The organism is Pedobacter quisquiliarum (assembly GCF_014642175.1).
In the GTDB taxonomy this organism is placed as follows: domain Bacteria; phylum Bacteroidota; class Bacteroidia; order Sphingobacteriales; family Sphingobacteriaceae; genus Pedobacter; species Pedobacter quisquiliarum.
The window spans coordinates 228369-248380 of sequence record NZ_BMIL01000003.1 but is presented as its reverse complement, the minus strand read 5'-3'; the positions used below and the strand labels follow the sequence as shown (position 1 = coordinate 248380).

Below are 20012 nucleotides of genomic sequence, written 5' to 3'. Positions count from 1 at the left end.
TGATTCAAACGAATCAGGGCTTTTCCAATGTATACGGATCAGAAACTATTTCTTAGTTTGATCTTCAATTGCTTTCAGAAGCTTATCATACGGGGCGATAAATTTCTCCACACCTTCATCTTCCAGCTTCTGTGTAATTTCATCCAGGTTGATGCCTGCAGTTTTTAGTTTCTCCAGGATTTCTGTTGCTGTATCTAAATCTTCAGTCAAACGATCTGCGGGCTCTCCTTCTGTACGGTAAGCCTCAAGGGTTTCCATTGGAACAGTATCAACGGTGTTTTTGCCTATTAAAGCGTCAACATATTTGGTTGATTTAAAAGCAGGGTTTTTGCTGCTGGTACTTGCCCATAGTAAACGTTGCGGTTTTGCACCTTCTGCTTCCAGTTTTTTCCAACGCTCCGAACTGAATACCTCAAGATAAATCTCGTAAGCTTTCTTTGCAGAAGCAATTGCCACTTCTCCTTTAAGATCACCTAAACCTTTTTCATCTAAAATCGGATCCACCATCACGTCGATACGGCTTAGGAAGAAACTTGCCACAGATGCGATATCTGCAATGGGCTGATCTTTTTCCAGGCGCTCTTCAAGTCCTGCGATGTAAGCTTCTGCTACTGCCCGGTAACGCTCTAAGCCAAACAGTAAGGTGACATTGATATTAATACCTGCTGCGATCGCTCTGCGAATGGCTTCAAGACCTGGCTGCGTGCCCGGAATCTTGATCATTACGTTATGACGGTCAACCTTCTTCCAAAGGTCAACAGCCTGCTCGAAAGTGCCTTCGGTATCCATGGCAAGCCTTGGTGATACTTCCAGACTTACATAGCCATCAGCGCCACGAACTTCCTCTTGATTATATAGTAGTTTAAATACGTCTGCAGCTTTTTGAATATCTGATACGGCGAGCTGATAAAATACATCTTCAAAGTCCTGGGTGTGCTCCGCGATACGCAAGATATCCGCATCATAATCCGATGAACTGCTGATCGCTTTCTCAAAAATAGCTGGATTCGAGGTAACACCTCTAACGCCATCCTTGTCAATCAATTCCTGAAGTTTACCGGATTTTATGATATCTCTATCAATGAAGTCAAGCCAAATGCTTTGACCAAAATCATGTATGCTCTTTACTTTACTGGTTTCCATAAAATTTCTTTAGATAAAAAACAATAAGATTTTAAAACGGTTTGCTCGTTTTATCTTATAGAAGTAAATATAACAATTAGTTTAAGCTTGACGTAATTGCTTAAACAGAAAGCAGCAAAGTACCCTCTTTTGTAAATATCACTAATTGCATTTTCTTAAAAACAAAAGCGATACATGTTGGTTAATGAGTCATAGTGTTTTCATCTACCTATGTTTTGAGTCCGAAACTTCCGTTTCGGGCTTTTTTTATGCCCAATCAACAGCGCTACCCACCTTCGAGCTGTTGCAATCATAGAGTACTGCTGAAATTTTTAGCCAAAAAAAAGCGGGCTATGTGCCCGCTATTCTATTCGTAACGTAAAGCTGATCAAATACTATTGCACCGGCTTCTTGTTCTCTTCTTTAGTCGGACTTAAATTCAAGATATCATCTCCGTTGTTCATCTTTTGTCCTTCTAGTTTGTCGCTAATCTGCTTTGCCTTTTGGTAGTGCCCCTCCAAGACAGGAAGTGTCTTTTTCGCGAAAGCCTGAATTGCGGGATCTTCTGCTGAAGTCGCGGTGCGGAACAACTCCAGGGTTGCGATATGGTCCGTCACCATCATTTTCATGTAGTGTCTGTCGAAACCATCACCTTGCAAGCCTATCATGGCATCCATATGTGCTTTCTCTTGCTGTGGAAAGGTGTTTGCCAGTTGCAATCCTTTGTTTTTGGCAATCCCTTCCAGTTCCTTATTTGCTGCAGTATGATCCTTAACCATCATCGTTGCAAATTCCTTAATTATTGGGCTTTTTGATTTTTGCAGCGCCAGGTTTCCAGCTTCAACTTCCATCATGCCGCCGATGCCTGCTTTGTTCACAAACTCCGTTTCTATTGGCACTAACTTACTCTCTTTTTTGGTCGCAGCGTCACCGATGGTATCCAATGCAGTGTCTGAAGATAAAGTGGTGGCCGTTCCTGCTACCTTCTCCTGATCAGAGCCGGAAGAACATGCCTGGAAAGCTAAACCAGAAATCATTAAAGCGGCGATTAGGTTTCTATTTTTCATAATTGGTCTTTTTAGTTGAATTGAAATCCTAGTTTATTTGGTTATACATGCTAACAACAGCTATAAATATCAAAAGTTTTAAAAGGCTTGCAGGCCAATCAACATCAAAGGCTCCATCTGTCCTATACAACTAAAATTTCTTTTTTCCAAACATTTCCTTATGCTTTTAGTTGTAATGATCAACGAACCAGATTAACAAAACTTAAAATAGCTAACCTATGGCAACGACTAAAAAAGCAGAATCGGCAGCAGATACTAAGAAAGCAGCGGATACAAAAAAAACAGCAACTAAGAAAAAAGCATCCGGTATGACTGGAAAAATGAAAGACTCTGAATTCCATGAATTCTTTGTTGATGGTTTAAAAGACATCTATTGGGCTGAAAAGCATTTAGCGAAAGCTTTACCTAAAATGAAGAAAGCATCTACCAGCGAAGAGTTGGCACAAGCTTTTGAAAAACATACAGAAGAAACACAGGAGCACATTGCACGTTTGGAGCAGGTATTTGAACTGTTAGAAGAAAAAGCAGTAGCGAAGAAATGTGATGCAATGGAAGGTTTGATCAAAGAAGCAGAAAGCATTATTGAAGAAACCGATAAGGGCACCATGATCCGCGATGCGGGATTAATTATGGCTGCACAAAAAGTGGAGCACTATGAAATTGCTTCATACGGTACTTTGAGAACCTTTGCAGAGATCATGGGCCATACTGAAGTTGTTGCGCTTTTAGATCAGACTTTAGAAAATGAAAAAGCAACAGACGTTATCTTAACAGAGGTTGCAGTTTCTTCTATCAACGAGCCAGCATCAGAAGAATAATATTAGCAGTTAATTTTTATTATCCCCCGAGCACTTATGTGTTCGGGCTTTTTGTTTAAAGGCCTCTTCCAGATCACTTCGCCCGGAAATTAGTAAAGGTGTCAGTATCAGGTAATAGTTCCCAAAAGCACTTACATTTTAAAACTTGCAACAGCAAAACTCGTTTTAATATTGAATATTAGCGGAGTTAAGAATCATGGTTACACTGGAAAACGAACTACTAAAAGCAAGCTTTGTGCTAAAAGGCGCTGAACTGCAATCGCTCAAAAGCAAAACGGCAGACCTTGAATACATCTGGGATGGCAATCCTAAAGATTGGGCCAAACACAGCCCGGTACTGTTTCCAATTGTCGGCGCACTGAAAGACAATGCCTACGTTTATCATGATGAACGGTACGAGCTACCCCGACACGGTTTTGCCCGTGATATGGAGTTCGAGCTGGAGTCTAAATCCGCTAATGAGGTGGTTTTTACCTTAAGATCATCCACAGAAACGAAGAAACACTACCCTTTCGATTTCACACTAAGCTTAATATACACACTGAAAAGTCATGGCCTAAGTTGTACCTATAGAGTTCATAATCCTTCAGACACAGACCTGCTGTTCTCTGTTGGTGGCCACCCTGCATTCGCAACCCCGGTTTCATCAGGCTTGTCGTACGAAGACTACTACATTCGCTTTAATCAGGACGAAGGGCTCGTAATCAACAAGATCGCGGATAACCTGATTTCTGATGAGGTTCAAACCATCACCTTAAAAGACAAAACCCTGTCCCTGAAACACGAGCTCTTCTACGAAGATGCCCTGGTAATGAAGTCGCTGAAGAGCAACAAAATCAGCCTTCAAAACAAGGTTAATTCACATGGTTTGCATTTCAGCTTTGAAGGCTTTCCCTATTTTGGAATCTGGGCGGCGAAGGATGCTGATTTTATATGCCTGGAGCCTTGGTGCGGCATTGCCGATAGCGTACAGCACAATGGAACGCTGAGCGACAAGGAAGGTATTGTCATTCTCTCTGCGGAGGAATCCTGGCAGCGCAGCTGGCAGGTTGATATATTTTAGTCATCAATTCTGATTACCCGGCCTTCTTTCCAGAAAACAGCACTGCTGCTATCCGGATAATTACGCGTGGTTAGCAGTGCCAGCCGATCTTTGTCGAGCACAAACAAGGAGCAGAAGTAGCGGCCTTCATTTTCAGGCAGGTCCGGATAGGGATAGCTCAGATTGCCAAAGTTTCTCGCCATGCTGTTGCCCACCATTGTCAGTACCGAATTCTTCTTCCATCCCTTATAGCGGTCCAGTTTTCGACCGAGTTCCGTCTGCATGGAGATCACGGTTTCACCGGAGGGAAACTGCACCACCGTCGGCGCACCACCCCAGACCGGGTCAACAGAGCCGATCCATCGGCGCCCATTATCCTTTGTGCCAAATGTGGCATAGTTCCAGTTTGCCTCCATAGAAGTCCAGATGATCTCCGGGGAGGTGATGTTCTCAACTGCTTCTACGGGTATGATGATGCCTTTATTATCTGTCAATACGAGTGGAACCGGCATCCCGTCTCGCCTTCCCGGCGTGAAAGCAACCATTTGGGGACTGCTCCAGGTGCTGCCGTTGTCTTTAGAGCGAATGAGCAAGACTTTTTGTTCATGTCGCCCCTTTGCCGCTTTGGTACTCAAGATCTCATTCGAAAAGAATAGTTGAATTTCCCCACTTGGTAGCTGCACCATCCCGGGCTCCCAGGATCGGCCAAGCGCCACAATAGAAGGCGCAGACCAGGTTTCACCCGCATCTTTGCTCACACGAACCTGCAAGTTGTTGTGCAGACTATCATCTGGAATACCTCGCCCCGTATACGCCAGTAGTAGCCACTTGTTTTTCAAAACGAGCAAATCCGGTGTAGAGAACCCCGAGTATCTTTTCTGATTATCGTCTTTAACAATGATCCGTTCTTTATTCCAGCTTTTCCCATTGTCGTAGCTCTTCTTCAGCGCGATGTTGTCCCATTCATGCCCTTTTGGACCAAAGTGGTATACGAGCAGAACGGTGTCACCATTATAGCGTCGTGCCCGGCCGTACTCTGCAAAATATTCATCATGCGACACCTTACGCTCCGTTTTGTCCCAAATGATCCTGGCGTTCCTGATGGTATCATCTATCCTTGGAAGATCATCATTCGCATATTGAACCTTGGTTTGCTGCTTAGGCGCATCTTTACAGCCAAAAAGGTATAAGCAAGCAATCAGTGCCGGGAGGAAAAGAAAGGTATAGCGTTTCTTCATAAACTACATTATATAAGATAAACAGGTTTCAGATGCTAAAGGTTGGCACTTTCGTGATTTCGCGCGGAAGAATAGCGCTGTTTTAAAACACAATAGCCCCGGCGATTGCCGGGGCTATTGTTATGTGGTGCCTAGCCCTCGCGGATCACCCGCTCCTAGGACTTTTTTATCTTTGAATTTGTATCTACAATATACGGAAAAAACGGATTTTTTCCACAAATGTTTCACGATTTATAGAACAGGTACTTTCACGCATAGCAAACACGTTTTTAACGCTAAATACTATTTCATGGTGGCTTGCGCCTGTATGCGTTCGTAAGCATATTCCACCAGCTCCGCTGCGCGATGGCTCGCGGTGTGTGCAGAAAGGATCTTCGCTCTTGCACGTTCACCAATGGCTGCACGGCTCCCGTCATCCATAGATTGAAGGTACTCCAGGGTTTCTGCGCCGGAATTTGACACCAGTATCTCAGTGCCAATCTCGAAAACAGAATCAAGGCCTTCCCAGAAATCACTGATGATCGGTACACCACATGCCGCTGCTTCAAAGAGTCGAACACTTGGCGAGTACCCGGCCTGGATCATGTCCGCGCGGGTGATGTTCAAAGCGAAACGTTGCGCATTGTAAAACTTGCGGTGTGCTGCAGGTGGTAAATGGTGGATGTGCTCCACATTTGACGGCCAGGAGATGGTTTCCGGGTACTGCGGACCAGCAACGGTAAACCGGCCTTCTGGCCAGGCCTTTGCAGCATCAAAAAGCAACTTCTCCAATGGCGGCTGGCGGTCATCACTGTATGTACCCAGGTAGCCGAGGTCCATTGTTTTTTCTGTCTCTTCGGGAAAGTAGAGCGCCGGATCGACAGAGCAGTATAGTGCCCTGGCACATGGTGACCCATACACTTCTTCAAGGCGTTGTAAAGTTGGCCCACCGGTAAATGACAAGTACAGATCGTAAGCAGCGATCAGCTCCGGACTTAGATACTCATAATCTTTGCGCTCCAGTTTGGCGAGTGTAACTGGCGTATCAATATCATAAAACGCTTTAATGCCTTTCGCAGTTTCGCAAACCCACTCCCCTACCGGTACACCTTCCGGCACGTACGATCCCACAATGACGAAATCTGCGCTACGCACCTCCTCTGCATAGCTATGCTTAAGCTCGTCAAGATCCTTGTACAAAATGGTTCTGCAATATTCCGGGTTTGCCAGATCACGGTTCTCTGCGTACCATGGTACGTCGCGCTCCAGGAAAGTAACGCGATGCCCAGCCTTATCCAACTCCTTCACAAGGGCACGGAAAGTTGTTGCATGCCCATTGCCCCAGGAAGAGGTAATAGATAATCCAAGTATGGTAATGTCTAATGGTTTTCTGTTCATACGGATGCCGAGTTGGTAAGTTCAAAATGCGCTTTAAACAATTTGTCCGCTTCAAGCGCACGATGCGCGTAAGTATGAGATTTAAGTACCCGCTCCTTCGCGGCTGCGCCGATGGCACTCGCTTCTTCAGCAGATAGCTTGCTCAGGATTTCCGTAACTTCATCGCCACTGCCAGCTACAAGGATCTCTTTACCAGGCTCAAAGAAAAAGTCGATCCCTATCCAGTAATCTGTAATGATACATGCGCCCGCTCCCGCGGCTTCAAACACGCGTGTTGCAGGTGAAAAGCCCATTTTCGCCATACTGTCTCTGCTGATGTTCAATACCGCCTTCGGCGTGCAGTTGAAAGCATTATGTTCCTTGGTGTAAACGTGACCGATGTACTCGATGTTGGATGGCATGTGTTTATCGCCCCAACCGCTACCTCCAATTTTGAAGGTTTGTTCTGGCAGTTGCGCCGCAGCTTTCAGGAAGAATTCCTCCACCCGAGCTTCACGGTCAGGCAACCGGTTCCCCAAGAAGGCCAGATCGCATTTGAACTTCTCTTCTTCAGGCACAGGATAATGCGTCTCCGGATCAAGGGCATTATATATCGGAATACATCTGCTCGCGCCAAACTCGGTATATGCATCAATTACGGGTTGACCGCCACCATAGGTGAGAATCATGTCATACTGCGGCACGAGTGCACGGAAGGGATCTTCCGGATTGTTAGTCATACGCTCCAGTGTAGCAGGTGCATCAACATCCCAGAATATCACCAATTGGTGCGGTTGACGACGTTTGAGCACCTCAGCCTCAAGCAGCTCATCAAATACGCCGACACCGCTGGCTTTGATCACGATATCTGCTGTCGCAGCCTGCGCCAGCACCTGCTGCGCACTTTCCTCGTTATTCTCATAAACCACAACAGTGGCCCATTCGGGGTCTGGAATATCGCGGTGCTGCTGACGTTCATATGCATCTGGTTCGTAGAAAGTCACCTGGTGCCCAAGGCGGTTCAGTTCTTTGATGATGCCTCTGTAATAGGTGGCGGCGCCATTCCAGTATGCTGAGACAAGGCTTGAGCCATAAAAGGCTATTTTCAGTTGGTTCTTCATGTTTCTTTGTAGTTAGGGTTGGAATATTATTTACAACGCTGGTGCTTCTACCTCTAGCGCTTCCAGGATCTGAAGCAGCTCGTCAACGCGGTGTGCACAGGTATGTCTGGCTTTGATGGTGTTTAATCCATGCGCAGCAATGGCTTTACCAGTTTCTCCATCGTTAAGGATGTCGCTGAGATGCTTTTTCATGGCTTCCTTGCTGTCGGCAACGAGGTAGTCTTTCCCCGGTGTGAACAGGTGTTCAGCATCATCCCATGGCGAACATACCAGCGGAATGCCACAGGCCATAGCTTCAAAAGGACGTATGGTCGGGATGCCCGGAAGTGACTCCACGTATGGACGTCTTGGTACATGCACCGTTACCCTGTATTTCGCAAAGATCTCCGGTGCTTTATAGTTTGGCAACCAGTTGCCGTACTCAATTCCGGCTTCTTCAAGCGCCTTCAGCGCGGAATCCGGATAACGAACACCATAGATTTTTGCTTTAAGACCAAGTTCCTTTACCGGATCGATCAGGAAGGTTTGTAATTCCTTGGTTCTTTCATTGTCGCCCCAGTTACCAACCCAGACTAAATCGCCAAGCTTTTCTTCACTTTCAATCGGGTGGAAAATGCGCGTATCCGCGGCTTCATGCCAGGTCCATGCATTTTTTGTCCAGCCCTCTTTCAGATACAGATCTCTGATGACGTTCCCAAATGCAAGCACCCCATCATAATGCTGCAGATCATACTGCTGCATACTTGCACGTTCCGTCACGGCGCGATGATGGGTATCATGAAAAAGCAACTTAAACTTCCGGGTTTTTGCATGGTACTCGCCGATTGCTTTTACCAGGCTATGTTCATTCCATTCGTGAACGATCACTAGATCCTGATCTTTTAACAGGGCATCCAGATCGACTTTATCCGCTTCATAGAAAGTGGATTTTAGCTGTGGGTAGGTATTCTGGAATTCCTGAAGGTAAGACTCCCCATGGCCCTCAAGAAGATTGGTTAAACTCCAGTTGCCTTCGGGCTCATACACTTTTACCTCATGTCCTCTGTTGATCAATTCGGCGACAACGCCCCTTAAAAAATGTGCGTTACCGTGGTTCCAGTCAGATAAAAGAGAATGGTAAAACATGCTTATTTTCATATATTCTTGTGCGTTAGGTTAAGATACGAGGTTGCTTTGTACCAGATGCTGGTACAGGTTCAGGTATTGTCTGGACATATTGGCCAGTGAAAATTGCTGCGCATGTGCTGTAGAGCGCTTAATGCGTGCCTGCGTCTCGGCTGGGTTGCGGCATGCTGTTTCAAGCAGTGCATCTATTTCTTCCGGAACATTTGGGTTGAAATACAATGCGGCATCACCCCAAAGTTCTCTCAGTGTCGAGATATCAGCGAGCAACAGCAGGCAACCGGAAAAGGCGGCCTCCAGTGCCGACAGACCAAATGGTTCGTACTGTGCAGGCAATACGTAGAATTGAGAAACTGCGAGCTGCGCACGAACTTCTTCCTGGCCCAACTTACCCATTAAGGTTACGTTATTGATACGCACTTCCTCTGCAGTATTCGGATCGATATTGTCACCTGCGATAAAGATCGGGAGCTGTAGCGGGTTCTTCAGCTTAGCCAGAATTTGCAGGTTCTTTGCCTCATCCCAGATCCTGCCCATCGCAAACACTTGTGGTTTTTTGTCGCTGGCGCGAAAGCTTTCGGGTTCACGGCCGTTATAAACGACGCTGATGTTCTGAACCGGGCCATACAGGCGTTGTAATTCCGATGCATAGGTGTTGGAAATCGCCACCACAGCATCTGCTGCATTCAAGCCAGCGGTTACGCGACGCTTATATTCATTCCATTCTATCGGCGCAGGTGTGTTAAGCACACCCTGCCACCAGGATAACACACAAGAATGCGCCACAACAAGCACCGGCGCTTTCCAGCTCAGGACAGCATGCATATACCCATTCAGGTGAATCAAATCGGGTTTTATTTCCTTTTCCAAGCCAATTAACCATTCCCCGGCAGCATCTAAATCCACCCAGGGGTCGTCCATCCATTCCAGTTTGAAGGTACTTTCACGCAAATCTACTCCGGAGATGTTACGTACTTCAGCATGTTGACTTTCAGATAAAAAACCGCCCATAGTGGCTAGGCATACCTGGATACCAACAGCATCAAAGGCATGGCAAAGGTCCATCGCGTAGGTCCAAACGCCGCCCACGGGATCCGCAGTCATAAGTATCTTCCGTACAGATTGCTCCTGTATCATCATCGGCGCGCAGCGCTATTTCCTTCTTTTATTATTTTCTTTTATAGATTTTATCCAGGATCTCTGCTGCTTTCAGGTACTGAAATGCTTCGGGGTTGAACTTATTGCCTTTCTCGGCAAGTTGCGCTACCCAATCCATTGCAGCTTTTCCACCCCAGCTATCACCTGGACTGCTAATCACTTCACGTGATGTCCCATGGAACCGCTCAGTGCTGAAATCATAGAAGGATCCATTAACATTCTTGAACGAAACACCACCGTTTGTGCCGTAGATACTTACTTCAATTACGGCATCAACACCAGCGGGCAGGTTCCAGGAACAAGCGATCTGAACCGCAATGCTATTGTTTAGCAACAATTGCGCAACAGCATAGTCCTCAACCTGTTCTACAATGTCTTCAATTTTTTTACCCTTAGCGAATAACTGACTGTTGACATCACTTACCTCGGGATTATTGAACAACCAAACCAGTAAATCCACCAGGTGTACGCCAAGGTCCATCACACACCCACCACCCGCAAGTTTAGGGTCGAAGTACCATGGCTTATCCGGACCATAAGCATTGTGAAACACCAGGTTAACACCATAGATGTCCCCAAGCTCCCCTGAATCCAGAACAGATTTAAGTGCCACAATTCCATTGGTGAAACGGTAAGAGAAGTCTACGCTCAACAGCACGTCCTTTTCCTGTGCTTTTTCAACCACGGCTTTTACTTCCGCGGCATCGCGGCCCAAAGGTTTCTGGCAAAATACTGCCTTGCCAGCAGCAAGTGCATCAATGGACTGTGAGGCATGCAATGCGCTGGGTGTAGCGATGATAACGCCATCAACATCATTTTCTATCAGTTCAGATAGCGAGTCTACGACCTTCGCCCCTTTTGCATATTGAAGCGCTTCTTCAGCATAACCTGCATTGGGGTCAGAAACAATCCTAATGTCTCCAATCTGTTGTTCTGCAACGGCCTGAAGACGGTTGCGGCCGATCCAGCCCACACCAATAAAACCCAACCTGGGCTTTTCATCTACTATGGTTTCATCCATCTCTAGTAATCTTTAAACGTTATCAATGCTTTTGTAAAACCCTCAGGGTTTTCGTGGTGCAGTTCGAAAGCTTGCTGCAGTTCTGTGGAGTCGAACACATGGGTGAATAAAGGTTGTGGATCTATTCTGCGATCCATCACCGCAGTAACCGCATTCCGCATACCTTTCAGATATTCATCAGGGTCACGTTCATGTGCGTTAATTACATCTATCCCTCTCCAGTTCCAAAGCTGCATGTTCACCTGACGAGTTCCATCCTGGTGATACCCGGCGATGATCAACTTTCCACGGATACCGGTTAATTCAGCTGCAAGATCAAGTGGCCACTGTTTACCAGTTGCTTCAATTACCCGCTCACAGAAGTTTTCATTTGTTAGTTGCTTCACCTGCTCAATAATCTTCCAGTGGTCGTCCATGGCAATAACTTCATCAGCACCGAGCTTGCGCGCCAGTGCTAAGGAAGAGTTTTTACGCGAAATCGCAATGACCTTAGCACCTGCATGATGCGCAAGCTGAATGAGTAATGCGCCGAGAAAACCCACACCTAGAATCGCAACCGTTTGTCCAGCGCGGATATCGCTGCGTTCAAAGATGTTCATTGCACAGCCAAGCGGTTCGCCCGGGAAAGGTACATTATCCAGTTCAGCAGGAAGCTTGATCAGATTACTGGCTTTAGTCACATCGTATTGTGCGAAGGCATTGTAGGTGATCGCTGCTACGCGCTCCCCTCTCGCAAAACCCGTAACTTCAGCGCCGAGTGCGTCAATGCGGCCCCAGCCTTCATGGCCGGGATTTCCGGCTTGCACCGGATATTGAAACCACTCCCTCCCTTCCCATACAGGAAGATTGGAAGCGCACAAACCACAGCCTTCCATCTTAATTCTGACTTCGTCGGCTGCTGGTTCAGGTTTAGCAATTTGTTTTTTGGTGATGGTCTTCGGAGCGGTAATCTCCAACGCGTCCATCACCTCCGTATTCGTATTTACAATATTCTTTTCTTCAGTTTCCAATTCCATTATATTGATTCACGCGAGTAAACATTGTTTGTTACCGGAACATTCCTGAATGCGACCAACCAGTCGTAAAGGTTACGAATGCCTTCTTTAGCGGAAAGCTCTGGTGCCCAATTCCCTGCATTGCTGAACTTGCGGATGTCTGAAACATAGTAGCGCTGGTCACCCGGACGCCAATCACCAAAGTCAACATCCAGCGACTCACCCTGCATATCTTCAATAAGCTTCAGCAGTTCAAGCAAGCTGATGGTGTTATTCACACCACCCCCAATATTAAAAGCCTGACCGGTTAGCTTGCTCATTTGTGTTTGCGCAATTTTCATGGCACGTATCAGGTCCTCAACATAAAGGATGTCGCGTACCTGCTTTCCATCACCATAGATCGTCAGCGGTTTACCCTCCAATGCACTAATTAGGAAATGCGCAATCCAGCCCTGGTCTTCCGTTCCAAACTGATGAGGTCCATAGATGCAGCTCATTCTAAAAACGACAGCTTTAAGGCCGAAAGTTCTGGCATAATCAAGAATGTAAGCGTCTGCGGCGCCCTTTGAACAACCATAAGGACTATGGAAATCAATGCTTCTCGCTTCAGACACGCCAGTCGCAGCGATTGAAGCATCTTCTGGTGCATAGCGGTCGTCCTTTAGTACGACTTTAAGGTCTTCAAGGTCCCCATATACCTTATTCGTAGAGGTAAACACCAGTGGTGGCTGCCTTTCAGATTGGCGGATGGCTTCCAGTAAATTGATTGTACCACGGGCATTGACTTCAAAATCCATCAAAGGATCTGTGCAGCTCGTAGTCACGGCCACTTGCGCGGCAAAATGATAAACGGCATCAGCAGCATTCACGGCTTCCCGTAAGGCAACTTCGTCTCTGATGTCAGCAATCTCTATTCTCAGGTTAGCTGTATATTTTGCTCGCAGCCAGTTCAGGTTCTTTTCAACACCGTTCCGTGAAAGATTATCATATATAATCACAGATTTTCCTTCCGACAACAATGCATCTGCAAGATTAGTACCGATGAAGCCGGCTCCACCAGTTATTAGTGTGGTGTGATTATGATGATTTGTTGTTGATTTGCTATTCATATAGCCTCTATTAAAGTGTCTAAGTTAAACGGTTAATCCCCTGGCCGCAAGTTCTTCTTTCGCCTGGTCTACGTTGTCTACTGCAACCTGCTCCTCCAGCCATTCCGCAAGTTCTTTCAAGCCATCTTCGAAATTTACCTCTGGCTCGAAGCCCAGGATACGCTTTGCTTTACTGATGTCACCAAAACAATGTCTGATGTCACCCACGCGGTATTCACCAGTTACATTTTGTTCCACCTCAACGCCCATTGTTTTAGACAGCTTGCTGGCAATTTCATTTACGGTGTAGCTATTGCCGCTACCAATGTTGAAGACCTCATAAGCAGCTTCTTCTACTTCAAGCGCAAGGAGACAGGCTTTAGCAACGTCTTTAACACTTACAAAGTCGCGCTTCTGCTCACCGTCTTCAAAAATCAGCGGTGCTTTATTGTTCAGATATCTTGAAGCAAATATGGCAAGTACGCCGGTGTAAGGATTAGATAATGCCTGGCGCGTACCATAAACATTGAAAAACCGCAACGCTACCGTTGGGATGTTATAGGCTTTACCACAAATCAAACTCATCACCTCCTGGTCGTACTTAGAGAGTGCGTAAACGGATGCCAGGGATGGCTTTTTAGATTCAGGGGTTGCGATTGGTTTAAGTGGTTGGCCATCGTTATATAATTCCCAATCACTGGCTTTTAGCTGTTTAAGTGGACGGCTCGCGTCTTCAACAATATTACCGTTATCAGACACATACAAACCTTCACCATATATACTCATACTGGAAGCAACAATCAGTCGCTTTACTGGGCTTTCAATTAAGGCCTCCAATAAAACAGCGGTTCCGCGGTTGTTTACATCCGTATATTCATTAACCTCATACATGCTTTGCCCAACACCAACACGCGCAGCAAAGTGATAAACGGCATCTACACCTTTCAGCGCACGAAGTACTGCAGCCTTATCGCGTACATCGCCGACAACAAGTTCTACATCTGGATGTAGATATGCCGGGCGTTCTGCACCTGCACCATGCACCTGCGCAATTAAGCTATCCAGGACACGCACCGAATAACCTTTGCCAATTAATTCATCACATAAATGGGAACCGATAAAACCTGCTCCTCCTGTAATTAAAATTTTATTCATAGTTAATGTGTTACATTTTTGCTTAGTCCCAGCAACATCTAAGTTGCTGCAAAAACACCTGTAGTTTACGTTCCGTCAGCAACGAAGCTTGCCAAATGGACATAGCTTCTTTAATGCTACCAAAGAGATCCGCTAAACTACCTGCGACAAATCTTTTAATGCTTATGAGCGGCCTAAGTTAATTAACTGCGTTAAGCGGTTTAACTCCTTTCTTCACTTGCAACTTACCTGAAAATAGAAGGTAGAAATTGCGTATGCAGTAGTATTCCAATCCGAACCGGAGGTGTATTATCTACTTTTCAACTGCCAAAACCGTATTTAAAACAATGACTAATAAAAAATGTTTACCCAATATTGAATTTCTTAAAGAAAACTTAATCTACCTGATTACAAATTCATTACGTTTAAATTATAAAAATAATATCAAAAAGAAACAGCTGTAAAAAACAAAAAATTCATTTGTTTGTCTACAATCTGAAAGGCGTCCCAATTAACACGGATGAACCCAGAACAGTGACCTAAGCATTAAGAAGTTAAATCATCAAATAATCTCAAACCTTCATGGACAACAAAATTCCTTCTTCCTACGATTTAACGGATTCGGCAATCAGGGAAGAAATTCAGAAGTTGGGTAAGTGGTTTCACAACATTGAACTCAATGGTGTAAAAACTGCGCCCGACCACTTCCTTGGCGATTACCCGAATGTTAAATTTCAAATGTTTGCAGACGCTATTCCGAAAGACCTGACCGGTAAAACGGTGCTCGACATCGGCTGCAATGCAGGCTTCTATTCTATTGAAATGAAACGTCGCGGTGCATCTCGCGTGCTCGGCATTGATTCCGATGAAGTTTACCTGAATCAGGCGCGTTATGCCGCTAAAGTATCTGGCGTGGATATCGAATTTAGAAATATGTCCGTGTACGACGTTGGTAGCCTGGGTGAAAAGTTCGACGTCGTGATCTTTATGGGCGTACTCTACCACCTCCGCCATCCCCTACTAGCGCTGGACATCCTTTATGATACTGTGGTTAAAGACCAGCTGATTTTCCAGTCCATGCAGCGTGGTAGTGATCAGGTCGGCCCGGTAGAAGCGGATTACGACTTCTGGAATACCGACATCTTTAAACAACCGGAGTTCCCGCAGATGTATTTTATCGAACACCGCTACTCTAACGATCCGACCAACTGGTGGATCCCTAACCGTGCTGGCATGGAAGCAATGCTTCGCAGCGCTGGCTTTGAAATTGAACAACATCCTGAACTAGAAGTTTACATTTGCCGTCGTGGTCAGTTAGTTGACGACCAGGTACGTGCAGTTTACCCGAATAAGAAATAAGAAAATATGATCGAAGCTGTTAAGTTCTGGAACGAACCGAATAACAAATCACATTGGAATTTTGACATCGACCAGGACTGGAAGATTTTTTCTGATATGGTCAAACTCGCAGCAATTGCTGCAAAAGCAGAGAAACCAGATATTACACGTGTACTCGGCGGTATATCCCCTATTGATCCAGGTTTCGTCCAACACCTTAAAGGCCTGGGTACCCTGGAGAACCTCAATGCGGTAGCCGTCCATGGCTTCCCTTTAGACTGGAACCTTTGGAACATCAACGAATGGCCAGCAAAAATTAACGAGATCAGAGCGGTTACGGATCTGCCAATCTGGGTAACGGAGGTTGGCGTTTCCACCTTCGGTGCTGAAGAAGTTCAGGAATTTGGATTCCGCCGTACAGCGGAATTACTGACTGGCCTGGTAGATCGCGTACACTGGTACAGCCTTTACGACCTGCCGCAAGCCTGGGGCGCTACCACGCGTCACCGCGAAGCGGAAGGTTCGTCCTACTACCGCCACTTCTACATGGGACTGCTCCACGAGGATGGCACACCGAAACTCGCGTTGAAACACTTCTCAGACTACACACCAGAATTTGGTATCTGCCAGTGGTTCCATTTTGAAGACCACCGCCTGGAGCAAGCCGTAGATTGGCTTAGAAAATTAGGTGTTAAGCGTCTCCGTACCGGACTGAGCTGGGCCGACTCCCTCAGACCTGGTGCAGATCAGTGGTTCGACAAAATGATGAAAGCACTGGATGAATTTGACTTAACCATCACCTTCTGCTTTACACCGGAAGAAAAAGGAATTGAGGCACATCATACCAGTCCGCCGCACGTGATTGAAGAATATGCCGATTTCTGCGCAAGAATGATGCGCCGTTATGCCTAACCCATGTACGATAGAAAGTCGCAGCACGAAAATCAGCAACAAGCTGATGAGCTAAAACGCATTCCCAATGCCTGGATGCAATGTATGCGGGCGGGAAAATTCGAAGAAGCCTGGAAATTGAGCGACAAAGTACTTGCAGCGGGGGTCAATCGCGATCCCCGCCTGCCAAGGCATTACCAATGCGTATGGAACGGCAGCCCCTTAGATGATAAGCGCGTGCTCGTACGCTGCTACCACGGCCTTGGCGACACCATTCAGTTCATGCGCTATATCCCAAAACTTAGGCAGATTGCAAAAGAAGTTATCGTTTGGGCACAGGAGCCATTGTTGGAGCTGCTGAAAACCATCCCGGAAATCAATCAGCTTCTCCCATTACATGACGGTCAACCGGATGTAGGCTACGATGTAGATCTTGAAGTGATGGAACTCCCTTTTATTTTCAGAACGACGACAGACACCATCCCTGCTAACGTCCCCTATCTACAGGCCGACCCGTTAAAATTATCAGAAGAACATAAGTTTAACGTTGGTCTGGTATGGCAATCCGGGGATTGGAATCAAGCACGTTGCATCCCCTTTTCGGCACTTGCGCCATTGGCCGATATTCCCAACATCAACTTATTTATATTACAAGCCAATGCAGAAGCCGCTGGCTGGCAGGAAGGCTTCGGCATTCACCCTGGTGAATTTAGCCTCACCAACTATGCACGCGTAATCAAGGGCCTGGATCTGATGATCAGCGTGGACTCTATGCCTGCGCACCTTGCTGGCGCCATGAACGTTCCGGTTTGGACAATTCTGCACGATAAAGCCGATTGGCGATGGATGGACGAACGTCAGGACAGCCCCTGGTATCCATCCATGCGACTCTTCAGGCAAAAAGAAAATGAGGGCTGGCCGGCTGTCATAGCACGCGTAGCCCTTGAACTAAGGAGCCACGCGCTAAATTCTTAACTACTTCTTAAACTCGACGTACCGCTTCTTCATTTCTCCAAAATTGCCTTTGTGATAAGCAATGCCATGGTAAAATGAAGCGGCAACCCTAGCCCAGGAGATGTAAATCCCCGGCATACCTGTTTTTCTCGCGATCCAGAACATACTATGGCTCAGCTTCGAAATCCAGTACCGGGTCCGGTAAATAACTTTTCGGGACCGTTCCGGGCGGTCTGCATCAGGCTGCACACGCTTGTTCGGCTGAATACCTTTTGGCGCCCAAGTTAGTCGATAAGCAAGACCTTCCCGGCGCTGCCTGAAACCCGCAGCCTGCGTTTGTTCTACAAAGTCACCACTAACCTCCTCCAGCTGCAATCTGCCCTCCTGTATAGCAGCAACAATAAGATCTTTAACCAACGCACTGCGTGCGATGACCACATTCGTACCTTTACCATCTGAAGAATAAGGTTCCACCCAAGCGTCGCCGAAAGCAACATCTGCTGTTTCAGAAACCACGTCATCACAGAAGTTACAGGCAGAACTCATGAAAAAACCAGCACCCCAGTCACCATCCGCCAGGTGCCACCAGTCTTTGTTCAGCTGCGTACCGTCTTCCAGACGCAGCATTGCATTGTACCAGTTTGCCGGACGATCCGGGTATTTGTAGCGATATTCTACTTCTTTCACGGCTTTAAAAGGTGCCCCCATCTGCCATGCGAAACTCTCCGCAAAATGTGCACTCTTCATGTGCCCACAGAACAAACCTAAGGTGAAGCTGATGCGTGCCTTAAATATTTCATCTTCTTCCCGCAGCAACTGGAGCGCCTTTGTCATACATGGCAATGCTACAACGGCGTACCTGCCCGGGGTGTCGCGGATCACTTGAAGCACTTCGGACATCTCCACCGGATAATACCTGGATTTGGCACCTTCATTCAGTTCATCCTGATTTCTGGCAATCCTATATTTAAAGAAACGCCCATCAGCCTGAGGATCTTTCAACGCAATTACATGTGCAACGCCATCAATCAGGCCTTTGCGCAACAACTCTGACGCAACCCAGGTAACCATACCGCCAGAACTCCCCTGTAAACGGAAGTCCTGCTCCAGAACGTGCCCAACGTAAGATGACTCAAAACGCCCAACAGTTTCACTATGGTTTGGCGATGCAGGAAAGTTGTGGACCGCCAGTTCATCTTCCTTTCTTGCCGCTGGTGAAAAAGGACAGGTTGCGGTAAAGCTTTCCGATGGTGTCATATACCAGCTTGCAGGGCCTTCAGGTTTGTATAAGCCGTACTTATCGAACTTCATCTTCGTGTCTATGCCCTGAAGTTGTGCCTGCGCGGCACAACTGCCGCAACCAATACACAATCCTGAATTTACAATGCCTTCGGGGCTATACAACTGAGGAGTGTCTATACTTCTTTCCCTCATGATAACGCCAGCAATTTGGGTGCTAATGCCGCATCCAGATACGCGTTCGACTGCGCACGCAATGCTTCTATTCGCTCCTGAATTTTTGAATCAAGTGGTTCTGATAGTCTCGCGTTGTACACCTCAGTCGGGCTGTCTGCCGTAATCAGGTGGTGCTCTCCGCCCAGCTTAGTCATCAGCCCTTGAACCTTGATGCTCCGGTAAGGAGACGTCTCGCAAACAAAAGGCTTTGAATTAATCAGCGAGAAGACGCAGCCATGGAAAAAGTTGGTAACCACAGCTTTTGCTTCAGCAATAAAATTAGCGAAGTCATGTGGATCTGCCGTTAGCCAGTTTTCATCCGCCCAGTCGTTTCGATATCCAATGCTTATCAAAGGCAGCTGCTCCCGGTCGGCCCAGGCCCTAACTTCAGAAATGAAGAACTCAGAAAAGTTATGTCCATATAGCGCCACATACGGAGTTTTCCGATGTGGGATTGCACGCTTCTCATATTGAATCGGGAACTGTAAACAAGGATCCAAAACCATCTCCGGCTTAAATCCTAACGCCTGCTCAATAATTGCACTTGAATTATCATCACGGATCGAAATGTGATCAAACTGGAAAAGCTTATTAGCCCAATCCTTATCCAGACCCCATGAAGCCTGATAGTTGCCAAAGCTGGCCGCATAAGAAATCAAGCGTTTCGCTTTCAGTCCGTCGCCATAGAACAAAGGACAGTAGCTGTACCATGGATGGGCTAAATTCCACACTTCATCACTACCCACAACTACGAGATCGTAGGCTTCCATTTGCGAAGGATCATTCAAATCGAAAGGTGGCGAAAGTGGCAAAGCCTCAAATAACTTAAAGAACTTTTCCACTTTTTCCCGGTACAGGGCATGATCTGATGCCGGTACATGTGTAGGGAGCACAGGTTGCAAAGCGCATTTCCACTCTGAGAAATTTACCCGACTGGATTGGTGATCCAGGATTACAGCATCATGCCCACGCTTTTGAAGTCCTTCAACCAAGCCGCGCGCTTGCCAGTAACTACCATAATTTATACATCGATGAAAGGTTAGTACACCTATTTTCAAACGTTGATTGTTCGTGTTTTCCAAATGAATTTAT

18 protein-coding genes are annotated in these 20012 nt (G+C 46.5%); 5 read left to right on the top strand and 13 right to left on the bottom strand.

Annotated elements, in window-relative coordinates:
• Positions 1-45 precede the first annotated feature (45 nt).
• Both tal and IEW69_RS05935 read right to left on the bottom strand, forming a co-directional pair.
• On the bottom strand, positions 46-1143 hold the full coding sequence (gene tal / locus IEW69_RS05940; RefSeq protein ID WP_188625912.1) for a transaldolase: 1098 nt from the start codon (positions 1141-1143) through the stop codon (positions 46-48).
• 374 nt (positions 1144-1517) lie between these two features.
• On the bottom strand, positions 1518-2189 hold the full coding sequence (locus IEW69_RS05935; protein ID WP_188625911.1) for a DUF4142 domain-containing protein: 672 nt from the start codon (positions 2187-2189) through the stop codon (positions 1518-1520).
• 218 nt (positions 2190-2407) lie between these two features.
• Between IEW69_RS05935 and IEW69_RS05930 the strand changes: the two genes are divergently transcribed.
• Together IEW69_RS05930 and IEW69_RS05925 are read left to right on the top strand one after the other, a co-directional pair.
• A complete protein-coding gene (locus tag IEW69_RS05930) occupies positions 2408-3007 on the top strand; it encodes a YciE/YciF ferroxidase family protein (RefSeq protein WP_188625910.1) in 600 nt (199 codons plus the stop codon).
• A gap of 196 nt (positions 3008-3203) precedes the next feature.
• A complete protein-coding gene (locus IEW69_RS05925) occupies positions 3204-4070 on the top strand; it encodes an aldose 1-epimerase family protein (protein ID WP_188625909.1) in 867 nt (288 codons plus the stop codon).
• Here the strand turns inward: IEW69_RS05925 and IEW69_RS05920 are convergent.
• The 9 genes from IEW69_RS05920 to IEW69_RS05880 form a co-directional block, all read right to left on the bottom strand.
• On the bottom strand, positions 4067-5287 hold the full coding sequence (locus tag IEW69_RS05920; RefSeq protein WP_188625908.1) for a sialidase family protein: 1221 nt from the start codon (positions 5285-5287) through the stop codon (positions 4067-4069). The genes IEW69_RS05925 and IEW69_RS05920 overlap by 4 nt on opposite strands.
• 282 nt (positions 5288-5569) lie before the next feature.
• Complete coding sequence (locus tag IEW69_RS05915) at positions 5570-6664, bottom strand: CgeB family protein (protein WP_188625907.1); 1095 nt, start codon at positions 6662-6664, stop codon at positions 5570-5572.
• A complete protein-coding gene (locus tag IEW69_RS05910) occupies positions 6661-7764 on the bottom strand; it encodes a CgeB family protein (protein WP_188625906.1) in 1104 nt (367 codons plus the stop codon). The genes IEW69_RS05915 and IEW69_RS05910 overlap by 4 nt, the downstream gene beginning before the upstream one ends.
• 30 nt (positions 7765-7794) lie before the next feature.
• Complete coding sequence (locus IEW69_RS05905) at positions 7795-8889, bottom strand: CgeB family protein (protein ID WP_229663533.1); 1095 nt, start codon at positions 8887-8889, stop codon at positions 7795-7797.
• A gap of 30 nt (positions 8890-8919) precedes the next feature.
• Positions 8920-10026: a glycosyltransferase family 4 protein gene (locus tag IEW69_RS05900; protein ID WP_188625904.1), complete on the bottom strand. Its 1107-nt coding sequence runs from the start codon at positions 10024-10026 to the stop codon at positions 8920-8922.
• A 28-nt stretch (positions 10027-10054) separates the two neighbouring features.
• On the bottom strand, positions 10055-11065 hold the full coding sequence (locus tag IEW69_RS05895; protein ID WP_188625903.1) for a Gfo/Idh/MocA family protein: 1011 nt from the start codon (positions 11063-11065) through the stop codon (positions 10055-10057).
• A 2-nt stretch (positions 11066-11067) separates the two neighbouring features.
• A complete protein-coding gene (locus IEW69_RS05890) occupies positions 11068-12081 on the bottom strand; it encodes an MDR/zinc-dependent alcohol dehydrogenase-like family protein (RefSeq protein WP_229663532.1) in 1014 nt (337 codons plus the stop codon).
• Positions 12081-13169, bottom strand: coding sequence for a GDP-mannose 4,6-dehydratase (locus IEW69_RS05885; RefSeq protein ID WP_188625902.1), 1089 nt, complete (start codon positions 13167-13169; stop codon positions 12081-12083). The genes IEW69_RS05890 and IEW69_RS05885 overlap by 1 nt, the downstream gene beginning before the upstream one ends.
• A 24-nt stretch (positions 13170-13193) precedes the next feature.
• Entirely contained in the window at positions 13194-14303 is a 1110-nt protein-coding gene (locus tag IEW69_RS05880) for an NAD-dependent epimerase/dehydratase family protein (protein ID WP_188625901.1), read from the bottom strand.
• A 561-nt stretch (positions 14304-14864) separates the two neighbouring features.
• Here IEW69_RS05880 and IEW69_RS05875 point away from each other — a divergent pair.
• Genes IEW69_RS05875 through IEW69_RS05865 form a run of 3 tightly spaced genes read left to right on the top strand, consistent with a single transcriptional unit; the run spans position 14865 to position 17486 of the window.
• Positions 14865-15641 carry a TIGR04290 family methyltransferase gene (locus tag IEW69_RS05875; RefSeq protein ID WP_188625900.1) on the top strand — a complete coding sequence of 259 codons (777 nt, stop codon included), beginning with the start codon at positions 14865-14867 and terminating at the stop codon, positions 15639-15641.
• A 6-nt stretch (positions 15642-15647) separates the two neighbouring features.
• Positions 15648-16532, top strand: coding sequence for a glycoside hydrolase family protein (locus tag IEW69_RS05870; protein WP_188625899.1), 885 nt, complete (start codon positions 15648-15650; stop codon positions 16530-16532).
• A 3-nt stretch (positions 16533-16535) separates the two neighbouring features.
• Entirely contained in the window at positions 16536-17486 is a 951-nt protein-coding gene (locus IEW69_RS05865) for a glycosyltransferase family 9 protein (RefSeq protein WP_188625898.1), read from the top strand.
• Here the strand turns inward: IEW69_RS05865 and IEW69_RS05860 are convergent, their stop codons facing one another.
• Together IEW69_RS05860 and IEW69_RS05855 are read right to left on the bottom strand one after the other, a co-directional pair.
• Positions 17487-18899, bottom strand: a complete 1413-nt coding sequence (locus IEW69_RS05860; protein WP_229663531.1) for a Coenzyme F420 hydrogenase/dehydrogenase, beta subunit C-terminal domain — start codon at positions 18897-18899, stop codon at positions 17487-17489.
• Positions 18896-20002, bottom strand: a complete 1107-nt coding sequence (locus tag IEW69_RS05855) for a polysaccharide pyruvyl transferase family protein (protein WP_229663530.1) — start codon at positions 20000-20002, stop codon at positions 18896-18898. The genes IEW69_RS05860 and IEW69_RS05855 overlap by 4 nt, the downstream gene beginning before the upstream one ends.
• Positions 20003-20012 lie beyond the last annotated feature (10 nt).

Coding starts and splice junctions, on each gene's coding strand:
- tal (WP_188625912.1), bottom strand. CDS start 1,143: ATGGAAACCAGTAAAGTAAAGAGCATACATGATTTTGGTCAAAGCATT.
- IEW69_RS05935 (WP_188625911.1), bottom strand. CDS start 2,189: ATGAAAAATAGAAACCTAATCGCCGCTTTAATGATTTCTGGTTTAGCT.
- IEW69_RS05930 (WP_188625910.1), top strand. CDS start 2,408: ATGGCAACGACTAAAAAAGCAGAATCGGCAGCAGATACTAAGAAAGCA.
- IEW69_RS05925 (WP_188625909.1), top strand. CDS start 3,204: ATGGTTACACTGGAAAACGAACTACTAAAAGCAAGCTTTGTGCTAAAA.
- IEW69_RS05920 (WP_188625908.1), bottom strand. CDS start 5,287: ATGAAGAAACGCTATACCTTTCTTTTCCTCCCGGCACTGATTGCTTGC.
- IEW69_RS05915 (WP_188625907.1), bottom strand. CDS start 6,664: ATGAACAGAAAACCATTAGACATTACCATACTTGGATTATCTATTACC.
- IEW69_RS05910 (WP_188625906.1), bottom strand. CDS start 7,764: ATGAAGAACCAACTGAAAATAGCCTTTTATGGCTCAAGCCTTGTCTCA.
- IEW69_RS05905 (WP_229663533.1), bottom strand. CDS start 8,889: ATGTTTTACCATTCTCTTTTATCTGACTGGAACCACGGTAACGCACAT.
- IEW69_RS05900 (WP_188625904.1), bottom strand. CDS start 10,026: ATGATGATACAGGAGCAATCTGTACGGAAGATACTTATGACTGCGGAT.
- IEW69_RS05895 (WP_188625903.1), bottom strand. CDS start 11,065: ATGGATGAAACCATAGTAGATGAAAAGCCCAGGTTGGGTTTTATTGGT.
- IEW69_RS05890 (WP_229663532.1), bottom strand. CDS start 12,081: ATGGAATTGGAAACTGAAGAAAAGAATATTGTAAATACGAATACGGAG.
- IEW69_RS05885 (WP_188625902.1), bottom strand. CDS start 13,169: ATGAATAGCAAATCAACAACAAATCATCATAATCACACCACACTAATA.
- IEW69_RS05880 (WP_188625901.1), bottom strand. CDS start 14,303: ATGAATAAAATTTTAATTACAGGAGGAGCAGGTTTTATCGGTTCCCAT.
- IEW69_RS05875 (WP_188625900.1), top strand. CDS start 14,865: ATGGACAACAAAATTCCTTCTTCCTACGATTTAACGGATTCGGCAATC.
- IEW69_RS05870 (WP_188625899.1), top strand. CDS start 15,648: ATGATCGAAGCTGTTAAGTTCTGGAACGAACCGAATAACAAATCACAT.
- IEW69_RS05865 (WP_188625898.1), top strand. CDS start 16,536: ATGTACGATAGAAAGTCGCAGCACGAAAATCAGCAACAAGCTGATGAG.
- IEW69_RS05860 (WP_229663531.1), bottom strand. CDS start 18,899: ATGAGGGAAAGAAGTATAGACACTCCTCAGTTGTATAGCCCCGAAGGC.